The sequence below is a fragment of the Vibrio sp. 1069 genome, assembly GCF_033340555.1.
This window is the reverse complement of sequence record NZ_JAWOWP010000002.1, coordinates 235,805-248,700: the sequence shown is the minus strand read 5'-3', so window position 1 is coordinate 248,700 and position 12,896 is coordinate 235,805. Positions and strand designations below refer to the sequence as shown.

10 protein-coding genes are annotated in these 12,896 nt (G+C 42.4%); 2 read left to right on the top strand and 8 right to left on the bottom strand.

The genetic code is table 11. The annotated features are described in order from the left end of the window. Positions 1-16 precede the first annotated feature (16 nt). Both rarD and R7040_RS04145 read right to left on the bottom strand, forming a co-directional pair. A complete protein-coding gene (gene rarD / locus R7040_RS04150) occupies positions 17-922 on the bottom strand; it encodes an EamA family transporter RarD (protein WP_031778926.1) in 906 nt (301 codons plus the stop codon). A 102-nt stretch (positions 923-1,024) separates the two neighbouring features. Further along, on the bottom strand, positions 1,025-1,747 hold the full coding sequence (locus tag R7040_RS04145) for a sulfite exporter TauE/SafE family protein (protein ID WP_005390054.1): 723 nt from the start codon (positions 1,745-1,747) through the stop codon (positions 1,025-1,027). Between the two features lie 444 nt (positions 1,748-2,191). Between R7040_RS04145 and R7040_RS04140 the strand changes: the two genes are divergently transcribed. Then, positions 2,192-2,722 carry a prepilin-type N-terminal cleavage/methylation domain-containing protein gene (locus tag R7040_RS04140; RefSeq protein ID WP_318095426.1) on the top strand — a complete coding sequence of 177 codons (531 nt, stop codon included), beginning with the start codon at positions 2,192-2,194 and terminating at the stop codon, positions 2,720-2,722. Between the two features lie 49 nt (positions 2,723-2,771). Here the strand turns inward: R7040_RS04140 and R7040_RS04135 are convergent, their stop codons facing one another. Next, positions 2,772-3,752, bottom strand: coding sequence for a chemotaxis protein (locus R7040_RS04135; protein ID WP_025998672.1), 981 nt, complete (start codon positions 3,750-3,752; stop codon positions 2,772-2,774). A gap of 684 nt (positions 3,753-4,436) precedes the next feature. On the opposite strand from R7040_RS04135, the gene R7040_RS04130 reads away from it, so the two are divergent. Further along, entirely contained in the window at positions 4,437-5,045 is a 609-nt protein-coding gene (locus tag R7040_RS04130; RefSeq protein WP_318081075.1) for a response regulator transcription factor, read from the top strand. Here the strand turns inward: R7040_RS04130 and R7040_RS04125 are convergent. The 5 genes from R7040_RS04125 to R7040_RS04105 form a co-directional block, all read right to left on the bottom strand. Continuing rightward, positions 5,042-5,929: a LysR family transcriptional regulator gene (locus R7040_RS04125; RefSeq protein WP_017635345.1), complete on the bottom strand. Its 888-nt coding sequence runs from the start codon at positions 5,927-5,929 to the stop codon at positions 5,042-5,044. The two genes, R7040_RS04130 and R7040_RS04125, sit on opposite strands and share 4 nt — an antisense overlap. A gap of 157 nt (positions 5,930-6,086) precedes the next feature. Further along, entirely contained in the window at positions 6,087-7,457 is a 1,371-nt protein-coding gene (locus R7040_RS04120) for a GGDEF domain-containing protein (protein ID WP_318095425.1), read from the bottom strand. 9 nt (positions 7,458-7,466) lie between these two features. Beyond that, complete coding sequence (locus R7040_RS04115) at positions 7,467-8,063, bottom strand: response regulator transcription factor (protein ID WP_017635347.1); 597 nt, start codon at positions 8,061-8,063, stop codon at positions 7,467-7,469. Beyond that, positions 8,056-9,222 carry an EAL domain-containing response regulator gene (locus R7040_RS04110; RefSeq protein WP_054576033.1) on the bottom strand — a complete coding sequence of 389 codons (1,167 nt, stop codon included), beginning with the start codon at positions 9,220-9,222 and terminating at the stop codon, positions 8,056-8,058. The genes R7040_RS04115 and R7040_RS04110 overlap by 8 nt, the downstream gene beginning before the upstream one ends. Beyond that, complete coding sequence (locus R7040_RS04105) at positions 9,206-12,871, bottom strand: ATP-binding protein (protein WP_318095424.1); 3,666 nt, start codon at positions 12,869-12,871, stop codon at positions 9,206-9,208. The genes R7040_RS04110 and R7040_RS04105 overlap by 17 nt, the downstream gene beginning before the upstream one ends. Positions 12,872-12,896: the final 25 nt, after the last annotated feature.

The window sequence follows — 12,896 nt, the reverse complement described above, 5'->3', positions numbered from 1 at the left end:
GAGAATATTGAAACCACTATAAGGGGTGTTTGACCAGCTTTTTGCGCCGATGCCCTTTGATAATACTTTCAAAAATTGTGAACAACAGCCCTACCCAAATAAATGCAAAGGTCACCGCCTTCACTTCGTCAAACAACTCGCCAAAAAACATAACTGCCAACACAAACTGCAAGCTTGGCTCGATGTATTGCATTAGACCGACGGTTGATAAATTAGTTATACGTATTGCGATAGAATAAAATACGAGTGGTAAAAGTGTGATAGGTGCACTGCCAAAATACAAAAGCAATGTTGTGGTATCTGTGCCCGAAGCCAGTTCACCAGTTGCCCATTGTTTATAGAGCAAATATGCGAGTGCAACTGGAGTCAGTAACAACGCCTCAACAAACAAGGTTGTACTCCAGTCATAATTTATCTTCTTCTTGTACAGCCCATACAAAGCAAAGAACAACCCCATCGTTAGTGCGATAACGGGTAGCTGACCATAGTGAATCACTTGATACATAACACCAATTGTTGCCAGCACGATTGCAATAAGTTTGCCTTTTGAGAGCCTATCCCCAAGAATAAATACGCCCAGCGCAACAGATACTAATGGTCCAATAAAGAAGCCTAAGCTGGCATCGATGACCCGATGATGGGTCAAAGCCCAAGTGAACGCACTCCAAGAAATACACATCAAACTGCTCGCCACAAACGTGTACCACAAGGATTTTTTATCAAGCCAGATTTCTTTCCAATTCAGCCCTCGACGGGTTATCCCAAGTACAATTAGAAACCCGACAGGTACAGACCCAATGATTCGCCATGCTAGCAACTCATCCATAGAAGCATTCGGTAAATAACGATAATAAATTGGTAGCAATCCCCAGATCACAAAGGAGAATGCTGCCATAAAAGTGCCATAACGAGTGTTATTCATAAAACTATCGCCCATCTAAACGACCAATTTGGCGTAAGTAAACAAGTCCGCCATACATAAAAAGGAATGCAATCCCGCAGTGACTTTATGATGCAGATGGCATTATTGGCTCAACGCTTGTACGACGGCGGTAAAGCCACTCACAAAACACAACATAAGTGCCCCAAACCGAATCTTTTCTTTTGGTAACGACTGGGTAGTTTTCATTGCTAGCCAGTAACCAAGCGCCGCAGCAGGTAATAGAGGAATAGTAATGACCAAATGATGCAATGTGAAGAAGCCCACTGGGATTTGTACTATTAGTGAAATAATCGAACTGAAAACAAAAAAAGCCGATAAGTTGCCGCGTAACTGATTTGCTTCTTGATGCTGCAACAATAACGCCATCGGAGGGCCTCCAATCGCAGAACTGGTACCAAACAACCCAGAAAAGAAGCCAGCACATGTCATACGCGAAGGCGTAGGCTCAACCCGAAACGGTAAAACACTCACCAAGACTGCAAACAGCACCAACAAACCAATCCAAAGCGTGAGAGTTTGTGTAGATACAAAAAAGAGTAGCAAGCCACCAGCAATTGATCCCGGCACTCGCCCAATCAACGCCATCTTTAAGCCGCCGATTTCAACACTACTGCGGTGCTTCATCGCATTCATCAACGAAATAAATAACGCGACTAAACAGATTGGCGCAGGAACATATTCTGGCGCCCAAAGAATCAGTAAAGGTGCGGCAACAATAGCCAAGCCAAAACCGATTGCGGTCTGGACATAAGAGCCAAGAAATATCAAACCTATTGCAAGGAAGTTTATCGAATCGAATTCCATTTAGATTATTCTTATATTTGAAAAATAAACACAAAACCAAAGCACATTCACATGGTGAATACCTCAGGCATACTGCGATATGAATTCCGCGTAGCATTCATCAAAGTGAATAAAAAGACAATCCATTTGTGCGGTTCGCCCTCATTTGCATTTTGTATTTCATTCCGCTGATGTACATGTTTGCTTACATCGAAGAGGATTCATGCTCGCCTGTTCACGCAGCATTTCTTCAGCGGAATTAATGACCTCTTAAAATCTAGCAGAATTAGACCCGTGAATTCTCCGTTGCATTTAATGGATTCAGTCAATTAGTGCGGCGTCGGTATAGCACTTTACAACTCACCTCTTTATACTACTGATCGATTTATCATTACCGTACTTATTTACACAATAAACAAGTGTACGGTCAGTATTTTTCTACCTTTAACTTGCTGTGAAAATAATATGAAAAAACAAACGGGATTTACTCTAATAGAGTTAGTCGTAGTTATTGTCGTGCTCGGTATTCTTGCTGTCACTGCCGCGCCACGCTTTTTAAACCTTCAAAGTGATGCACGTGAAGCTCGTTTGGAAGGAATGAAAGGCGCTATTGCGTCAGCATTAGGCGTCGGTTATAGGAAAATGGCGATTGCGGGGTTGGAAAGCAAGCCTTACGTTTCAAACTTCGTAGACAGTGCTTTAATGGCAGATTTACCATTTGACGGCTGTAATATTGGTGGTTCAAAGCGCTGTGTTTTTTTATATGGATATCCTGATTCTGATAGCGAATCGATGAAGTTACTCGTGCAAGGACTGAACGAAGAAGACTCGGATTGGAAAACATTTCATCACCCGGCTGGTTCAACAACTCGCGAAATGGTCATTGCTGCAGCCGACGAAAAAAGAGCTAGCCTTACACAATGCGGAATTTTATATGGGCCACCGCAGACTCCAAACGAGAGTTACACCTTAGATATTCTTCCCTGCCCTCAATAAAAATAAGGCTGCCAATCGGCAGCCTTATTTGTTTCATCTGATCGGTTTTTTACGCAAAGTTAAACACGTATTTATCCATCATATTCACCATGCGGCCAATCTCTGGCTTGGTAATCGTATCATTTGCGCCAAGAGATAGTGCTTTCGCTCGGTTATCCTCACTCATCAATGACGAGAACATAATGATCGGCATTTCATGAAACGCTTCGGTATCGCGTAGTCTCTTCACTAAGTGCATACCATCCATTCGAGGCATTTCTACGTCCGTAACCACCGCATCTAATAGCTCTTTAACTGGCAAGTTTTCTTCTTTCGCAACCTCGATCAAGCTCATCAACTTCTCATGCGCCTCACCACCGTCTTTACATGTGATCACATTGTAGCCTGAAGAAGCTAATGTATCTTGGATCAAAGAGCGAATAAATGCTGAGTCATCCACCACCATGATCGTTTTCGCATTACGCTTACCGACCATTCTCTGGTTGAGATCCACCGACTTGTCCCCTTTCACATCGTATTTTTCCATACTCAATTCTGGGTTGATGTCTGCGATGATTTTTTCAAAGTCGAGAATCATGATCAGGTTGCCTTCTTTACGGACAACGGCTACTACACAATCTTGTTCGCCCGCTTCCAAAAACTGACTTGGTGATTCCACATCATTCCAAGAGATACGATGAATACGCGAAATGCTGTCAATTAAGAAGCCATTGGTCATTTTGTTGAAATCCGTAACGATTACAAACTTGCGCTCCAGATCTTGTCGTGTTGGCACACCTAACCAACCAGCTAAATCTACTAAAGGCGTCAGTACATCTCTGGATGAGAACACACCAATCATATGAGGTTGTGCGTTTGGATAATCGGTTGTTTCTGGCACGCGAATCACTTCTCGTACTTTCGCAACGTTAATGCCGTAATAACAAGTTTTTGTGCTGCCATCTGGCAATGTTTTTTCTAAATGAAACTCGATGATTTCAAGCTCATTGGTACCACTTTCTGTCAAAATGGTGCTGGTTACGTTACTCATAAAGCCAATTATCCAACCAAAAATACGCATCAGAAAAAGTTTGATGCAAACGCCATGAGAAGCCATTCTCTGGCTAAAAATCCAAAAGTCCTTTTTAGTCGTTACAACAAAATTTGTAAACCATCAAAAGGACGGCTAACGCACATTTCCATACCAAACCATGTAAAATTGTCTCATTTTTGAACACGACATTATGAGTGGCCAAAGTGCGAATTAACACCTCCACTTTTAGCGGCCGAGTCAATGAAAAGTTTAGAAATAATTTGAAGTGATGTTCAGCGTCAATAGCCAAACCTATCTAACAGATATCAGTACAAAGTTGGCTAGCGTGCTCATGCCTGGTGTAGAACAAGCTCTCTTCAAGTGGCTTGGTATAAAACTGCGCTTGCTAACACACGGGTTTAAATCGAAGCGCTAGAAACATCACAAGAAAATCTGAAGGCATAGAACACTGAAAGAACACTTTCAGTTTGTTAGTTTTCTGTCAACGTAAGTTTTAAGTAATCATCCTATCACTAGGTATTTCAATACCTGACATCGCTATTCCCATAATCAAGACACTGATTTTCACTTTTGGAAAGAGTCATTTTCCTTCCTCTTAGCAAGGTTTTTCCTACAATCCTATTCATCCAATTGCGCTGTCGCCTGACAGCACACTAGTTGATGTATTAGGTGAGGTTAACTTTGAATAATGTTCTTATTATCGACGCTCAACCATTGTATAGCGAAGCACTTGCTTCTCTAGTTGAATCCGTAATCAACGCAGCTGAAGTGATTCAAACCACTGACAGTGCGGAAGTGATGGATCTTGTTCGAGGCCAAAAGATTGATTTGATTATTCTAGACGTAGTGCTTGGCGACCGCGATGGTATGCGTTTAGCCAAAAACATTTTAGCGACGGGATATCGTGGCCGACTGTTATTTGTTTCTTCACGCGACTACTCGAGTCTTTCTAAAGCAGCGTACGAAATGGGCGCCAACGGCTTCTTAAGCAAACATGAAACAAGAGAGACCATTATCGACGCAATTGTGAGTGTTTCACGCGGTTACTCAATGTTTAAGTCGACTCACACACCATCGTCGGGTAACGTAACACTTTCAAATCGCGAAGCCATGGTGTTCCATTATCTTGTACAAGGCTACTCAAATAAGAAGATTTCTGAACAACTTTCACTCAGCGCTAAAACAATCAGCACCTACAAAACGCGTATTCTGAAAAAGTACCATGCGGACACGTTGATTGAACTTCTGCATACTGTTCCTCAGTCAGAAAACATTGAGTTTTGCCGCTAAGCGCTCATGTATTTTGCAATAGCACCGATTAACAACTGGTGCATTGCATCATGTCTTAAGCTTTGCTTCACCTGTACAACCACTTTTGGCCAGCCATCTGGGTAAAAATGCTCTGGCACTCTTATAAATTTATATCCATCAATTGGCGCCTGATATTCAAGTAATACGGTTGCGGCGCTTTTTTGCTTAATTAGCTTCAATACGCTGCTTACGTTGTCTAGAGCCGCAATACGGTTGATGACCATACCGTGGCTTTCCATTGCACGCTTAACGAGCTGCTCTTTCTCTTTCCAACCGATAATCTCTAACATGATAAAGGGAAGTTTGGCCGCTTCTTCCAGGGTGGTAATTCCCAGCTCTTCAGGGACAACTACCACAGCAGGCGCATAGCCGATGAACTTCTGATAAACAGATTTCGGAACATCCTCGTTGAAGTAATGTAACTGCGCATCCACTTTGCCTAGGATTATCTCTTCTATCGTATACTCTGTAATCGTTGCTATCGAAATGTGCGCCTTGGGAAACAGCGCCATTAAATCCATTGCAAGTAAATGCCCAAATGAGTATTGAGCGGTTTGCGGCAAACAAATGGTGATGTCTTTTTCGTAATTTTCCGGTTCAAACTCATCTCTAATTAGACAAGTTTCAAGCTTCTCGAGTGCATCGGAAATTTTAGGTAATTGACGTTTTAAATAGTCCGTCGGTTCCATGTGGTGAGGATGCCGAATAAACAATTCATCGTTTAGCTGGAGTCGCAATCGGGCAAGGTATTTGCTAATTGACGCTTCGCTCTTCCCCATCGCTTTCGCAACGGGCTTGAGCTGACGGTGCTTATCCAGTAAGACAAGTATTTTAAGTAAGTTTAAGTCGAGATCTTTGTTCACGTGCGACACCAGATGTAAGGTCGAGAATAAATAGAGCAATCACTATTTGTTGACTGCTCTAATATAAAAGACCACTCATTCTGTTTGGTCAAATTAATCAAACAGTTATGTCATGGTTATGTTCCGTAACTTAACATTGAGTCAATACCAGACCTGCTTAATGGGACTTTTGTCTGTGTTTTTTCATCTCATAGAGATCTTCATCTGCACGTACAATAACGTCCTGAAGCGTTTCGTGTAATTCATTCGCCGCGATACCAGTACTCACACTAACCTCGATATCCAAGGTCTTTAGTCGGTTATCTTTAACGACACTACGAAGCTTCTTCGCCAATATTGAAGATTGACTGATACTGCAACCCGGCAGAATCGCAACAAACTCATCACCACCAGTTCGAACTAGATAATCACTATTTCGAAACACTTTAGACATAGCATCAGCAATAATTCCAATAACTTCGTCCCCTACATGGTGACCGTAATGGTCATTGATTCGCTTGATCCTATCGCCATCTATTGCAATGACGGAATATGGCGCGGTTTCCAAACGACGTTTGAACTCGCTATCTTGAAAAACTCTGCGGTTAAACAATCCCGTTAAATCATCTTTCGTCACGTTCGTCAGTGCTTTCGCGAGGCGAAGTTTGCTCTCTTTAGATTCATAAGCTTTGTTGTAATACGCTAAGGTTACGAAAAAGAAGATGATAAACAAGAACACGTAATCCAATACAATTTTACTGAATGGGTACATGAAAACGATAAGATTGTTGTTGTCTGCGACATATGATTGGGTGTACGCGAATGATGGAAAGGGGTAGCCAGCGAAATAAATCACCATTTGTTTGTTCCCATTCGCTATTTGAACATCCACCGCTTTCCCATCATTATAAAGCGGCGAGAGGTATAATTGTTCCGAGAACTCTCCCACTAACTCACCTTGAAAGTAAACCGGACTCATGATGCTTATCGCCATGTCATCGGAGTATGTCGTTTTAAATGGTAGGGAAAACAATACCCGGTCCGTTAGTTGCTCTTTCCACGCGGCTAACACACAAGAATAGTTACTTTTACACCAATCAACATCAAATGTAGCTTTCACTCCCTCTAGCGCTTCAATCGGTCTCTCTAAGATGAGTTTGTTTCCAGTATAAGAACGAAAATACATAACGGCATTTTGTCGATTGAACGCATTTGATAAATACGCTTCAGCCTGATGAAGCGATTTCCGTGCAACAGCTTCAACGTAATTGAGTTTTTCATAAGGTGACAGGGAGTAAATCGCATCTTGAAAGCTCAGCTCTGTTTGCGCTTCTACTTCACTCACGCTCATGCCTTTGTATTGCTCGAGCTGCGCTTCCGTCAATAGCCCCATGAGAATTACTTTTTGTTTTATTTTGGCTAAATTATTCGCGTAAGTGTTGAACTGCTTTACTTCATAAGAAATTAACACCGCACCAATCATTGTGACAGAAGTGACGAATAGTAATGTTGCGATGAAAAGAGACAACGCGATACTTTTAAGTGTCATGATGCGGTCTTACGCCCCCGCCACTCTTGTTAGCTCAACAATGTTCTTTACGTTAAATTTATCCAATAGACGGCGTTTGTATGTGCTGACTGTTTTGTCACTTATTGATAGCACTGAAGCGATTTCTCTATTGGACTTTCCTTGTAGTAAATACTTCATTACTGCACTTTCTCTGCTTGAAAGTTGTGGCATTTCTCGAACGCTGTTAACAACTTGCTTAAATTTGAAGAAGGTATACCCCTTCTCTACCGCTTCTATCGCGTCTTTAAGAATGTCGTGATTTTCCGATTTACACACATAGCCATCAGCGCCAGAACGAAAAGCCATTTGGCTGTACATTTGGCTAGTTTCAGCGGAGAAGAAAATGACTTTGCCTTCATAACCATGGGATTTGATACGTTTGTAGAAATCAAACCCATCGCAATCTGCCAAGTTCACATCTAAGATCAACAGTTGAATTTCTTCCTTTTTCAATATTTGTAATGCCATCTTCGCTGATGTTGCAGTAAATACCCCATTTGTTTTACCTAACTCTTCCAGCAACGACTTGATTGCAACACAAACGAGAGGATGATCGTCAAAGATCAAGTAATTCAATTTATTCATATCTTTCATTTAGTATGGTTATGGCTTCTAGTGGCATGGGTTTATCAATGTAGAAGCCTTGGCAAAGATCAATGCCATACTCACGTATCGCTTGCAGTGTGACTTCGTCTTCAATACCTTCCGCGACCAGTCGTATATTCAAACTTTTCGCTAACGCGCAAATAGCAACAACGATGTTGCGTTTTTTGATATCGCATTCGACACCTTGTACAAACGAACGATCGATTTTTAACTCGTTGAATGGCAGTTGAGCCAGTTTTTCAAACGTCGATGACCCCGTGCCAAAATCATCTATTGAGACAGTGACACCGTTCATCCTCAACTTGAGTAAATTCTTGTACAGGGACGCGCTAGTCTGAAATGTATCTCGCTCTGTAATTTCAATGGTGATTTGTGATGGGTCAATCTCGCTCTCTAAACATTGCTGTAAAAAGTAATGAGAGAACGCCGTATCTTCTAAATTTTCATGGTCTACATTGATGGATACGTTTTGCGTCAATCCGCGGTGTTTCATGTCATAGATAACATTACTCAATACAGCTTGAAACAACTCTCCAGAAAGGCGGCAACGCTCTACAATTGGCAAAAAATAATGAGGGGGTAACACACCATAAATAGGATGATTCCAACGCGCGAGCGCTTCATACCCAAGCACTTCCCCACTTTGCACATCGACTAAAGGCTGGTAATAATTTTTCACGCGCCCTTCAGCCAGAGCAAACAGGAATTCTTGATCTTCCACTTCAATAGGTTGCGCAAAGCTGACTTGTTTCGCTTTTTCATCTTTTATTTTACCCAACAAATCAACGACTTCATTTTCATCGTATGGCTTAGGCAGCTTCCCTAATACTTCAAAACTAAATCCCTCGCACATGGCTCTTACCGCAGAAATAATGGTCAATTCCATTGCACTGACCAGTACAACTTGCCCCTGGTACTGGACTTTATCGAGCATTTCCATCATATCGATGCCGTCTTTTCCGGGCATTTGGATATCACAAAAAATCACGTCAAAATATTGTTCCTGCACACTCTGAATAGCGGCATCCACACAGTTAAAAGGGATGACTTGCGCGCAATAGCGTTCCAATATTTGCGTAAGTATTGTGGTTTGTAGCGGATGGTCATCAATCACCATCACATTAAATTGTGTATTCATTTGTCTCTACCCAATAGTTTATGTTTTCGATCTCCTGCTCGATTCGTAAAATTAGCTCCGCTGTTCGCCTGTCAAACTCCGCAGCAGTAACTCGTTCTGCCTCAATACAAAGCTCAGCCAGCATGCTTACCCCTATCGTCCCAACCGCTCCTTTGATGCCATGAATGACCCGTTTTTTGTCTCGCTCAGTCGATGCGGCGTTTAAGTTTTTTATATCTGTAGACATTGATTGACTAAACACGCGCGCAATCTCTTTTGCGTCCTGAGCTTTGAACCGTTTAATCCAGCCGGGCAGCCTACCCCTCTCTTTTTCGCCAATAAATGGAATCAAAACGGTTTTTAATTGATTAAGGTCATAGGGCTTGTAGAGCACATCATCAATGCCGATATCCTGTGTACGTTCAATGGCAAGACGAGCATCTTCTGCTGTCACACCGATGATTGGAATTGCTTTAAATTCGGAGTTTTTCACGTGCCTAACAAGCTCATAGCCATCCATTTCTGGCATATGAAAATCGGTCAGCAGCAACACAACGTTTTCATCTTGGTTGATGTATTCCCATGCTTCGCGGCCGTTATTCACAATGACAGGTTCGATTCCAAGTTCATGAAGCTGCATTGCTATCACACTTTGGTTAATGGGATTATCTTCTGCGACCAGTACCGTGCCGAGAACCCAAGAAACCACTTCTTGATTTACGTCACTAAGCTTGGTTTCTTGCTGCGTTTGGCTGAGCAAATTGAACAATGTATCTGGATATTGAATCTCTCTTAGCGTAAGACTGCCAAGTACCCTTTGTTCGTCACGCAGCATTAGGCCATTAAAACTGGCATCGCTGTCGTGTATAGGGTGAAGGTGCGCCACCATTGTTTTTAACGTCGCTGGACGCATTTTCCACGCGTCACACCACTGGCGAATATTAAGTGGTAAGCTCTCGCTATACGTCCAGTTCAAACAAACGTCTGGCTCAGAGTCGCAATGCTCAATTGGCAGTCTGACAGTAATCGTCGTGCCCAAGCCAAATTGTGAATCGATGCAGAGCACGCCGCCCATGCAGTCGATCAATCGGTCAACAATGCTTAGCCCCAATCCAGTACCGCCATATTTACGCGTAATAGTGTCATCCGCTTGAACAAAAGGATTGAGAATGCCTTCGAGTTGGTCATCCGTCATGCCGATACCTGAATCCGCCACTTTCAAAATAAGCTGCTTTTCATGAAGAATGACACTGATTCCAACTTCTCCTTCGGCAGTGAACTTCATCGCATTGGAGAGTAGATTGGTGGTAATTTGCACCAATCGCAGCGCGTCGATTTCAATGAAAGCATTCGAAAATGGTTTGATTGTCACTTTGTAATCCAAACCTTTCGCAAGCGCTCGTGGTTCAAAGCTTCGAAACACATCGCACAAGGTTTTAAGCAAGTCGGTCTTAACTGGGGCGACGGTTAAGTGCCCTGCCTCTAATTTTGAATAATCCAGTACTTCGTCTACTAGCGTATTCAAATGATTGAGCGAGCGTATGGCTTGGGCAATTAACTCGCGATTTGAATCTGCCGTCACTTGGCGATTTAGCAAATCGAGGATGCCGTGTGCTGCCGACAATGGCGTTCTTAATTCGTGACTCATGGTTGCCAAAAAGTTTTCGCGCGCACGTACCGCGGTTTGCGCTTCTTTTTGCGCATCGATTAACGCCTGCTCACGTTCTTTTTGCTGGGTAATATCTTGAATAACAGTCAGTACAAACTTGTTCTTACCGCTAGGAGAAGCGATGACTTTGCGTTCTCGATATACATGTTTAATATCAAGTTCACAGCCCGACGAGGCAACCTCTTCTGAAATACGCTTTCCAGCGATAACAGTGGTCAGTTCATCAAAATTATTCACCAGAGGAGCGTGCGCAGAATCACTTTTCAACTTACATTGTTGGCACTGTTTACTGTTGTAGTTGGCACAATTGCTCATCTCCATATGGTTATTTTCACTATGGATAAAAACCAAGCTATTGATCTCTTTGATGATGTCCATCAGCCATTGCTTTTCCGCTTCCTCATTGTCAGCATTAAATTCGGCTAACCTCACTTTAAGTCGCATGTGAGATAAGATGAAATACGCCGCAATTAACATGAGACAGAATATGAATGAACCAGCAACAACAAATGTAGCGATCTGCTCCGCGTCATAGCCATAAGTCAGTTTGAAGCTTCGGTGAGAACGCAGCAGTTTTTCGATCTCGTTAGAATCAATGGTTTCGATGATGCTGTTCAACATGTGTTGAAGTTGTGTATTGTGGTTTGCAACCGCAAATGCATTAGAGAACGTCAAAACGTCCTCCGCATTGATCACCAAGCCATCGACTTGATCTTGTGCAATCATGTTGTGAACGATATCGTCAGGAATGTAAGCCACATCCAAAACGCCCGATTTCAAATCGGTAAGCAGCTTTTTCAAATCATCATAATGATCAACTTGGCCTTGCTGCCAAGTGCCCAAATGAACTAACCCTTGCTTTTTCAAAGTGAGCAGAATACCCGCTTCTTTCAGTGCAGGTTTATCGCGCTTGCTCTGCTCCGCTTGGATAGCCACGTAATTACTGTGCATGAATGGTTTAGTGAACAACCAATCTGACTTAGGTAGCTCACCCACATAAGAGATGGGGACTATATCGGCATCAAATGCCGTTAATCCATTTGAAAGGCTCGACGTCGGCTTCACATACTTAAAGCTCAAGCCAGTACGAGACTGCAATAAGTCGACAAAATCTGGAAAGAAGCCATCTAACTCGCCCGTTTGCGAATCTCGGTAGAGAAACGGATAAGCTTCGTCACTGCTGCTGTAAGTTATCACTAGTTTGTTTTGATGATTACGTCGGTAATCTACCAATAACTTATCACTGATATGGTAAGGATTTTTCGAGGCGACGGAGCGAATGTTTTTTCCATTTTGCTCCCACTGAAGGATTTTGTTGATGTCATCGATCAGACTCTGTTTGTCCAACGAAGCGATAAAACTCACCTCTTCGTTTTTCAACCAACTGGGAATATCGACAACCCCTTTTACAATGTCATTCAAATCCAAATATTGGGTAATACCAACATAAGTGTAAATCAGCGCGTTCGCTTTACCTCGCTTAACTTCATTAAACGCCTCTAAACGTGTTTTAACATAATGTATCTTATCGATACCACGTTCAGTGAGGTTGTCACAATACACACTGCCCTCAACACACACCCATTTAAGATCACGCGCATCACTATCTCGGTAAGTGGCATTCCGATACCAAACAGCGATAGTGCTCGAAAAGAAAGGCATCGAAAACAAGAAACGCTTTTCTCTTGCTGCTGTTTTACTAAATCCAACCGCACCATCAATCTTCTTGCTTTCGACATCCGCAAGTAAAGACGGAATATGCTTGTAAGTCCGAAGTTCTAACTCATAATCCAAAGCTTTAGTAATGTTAGACAAATACTCAAGACTAATTCCGTACGAAGGACCAACGCTACCGTCAAATGAGTCTTTAGCTTCGTCTTGCGCAATAACACCAACGATGACCTTCGGTTTAGGACTCTGTTTGGCAGTTGAGCAAAAAGAACTCGCTAAAAAAATTAAGGCGACGGACGATACCGTAATACTTCTAAGAATACTGAGCATGACTGCTTCCTCTGAATGGAAGCTC

Excerpts from the sequence above, each read along its gene's own strand:
- rarD (WP_031778926.1), bottom strand. The coding sequence starts at position 922 with ATGAATAACACTCGTTATGGCACTTTTATGGCAGCATTCTCCTTTGTG.
- R7040_RS04145 (WP_005390054.1), bottom strand. The coding sequence starts at position 1,747 with ATGGAATTCGATTCGATAAACTTCCTTGCAATAGGTTTGATATTTCTT.
- R7040_RS04140 (WP_318095426.1), top strand. The coding sequence starts at position 2,192 with ATGAAAAAACAAACGGGATTTACTCTAATAGAGTTAGTCGTAGTTATT.
- R7040_RS04135 (WP_025998672.1), bottom strand. The coding sequence starts at position 3,752 with ATGAGTAACGTAACCAGCACCATTTTGACAGAAAGTGGTACCAATGAG.
- R7040_RS04120 (WP_318095425.1), bottom strand. The coding sequence starts at position 7,457 with ATGACACTTAAAAGTATCGCGTTGTCTCTTTTCATCGCAACATTACTA.
- R7040_RS04115 (WP_017635347.1), bottom strand. The coding sequence starts at position 8,063 with ATGAATAAATTGAATTACTTGATCTTTGACGATCATCCTCTCGTTTGT.
- R7040_RS04110 (WP_054576033.1), bottom strand. The coding sequence starts at position 9,222 with ATGAATACACAATTTAATGTGATGGTGATTGATGACCATCCGCTACAA.
- R7040_RS04105 (WP_318095424.1), bottom strand. The coding sequence starts at position 12,871 with ATGCTCAGTATTCTTAGAAGTATTACGGTATCGTCCGTCGCCTTAATT.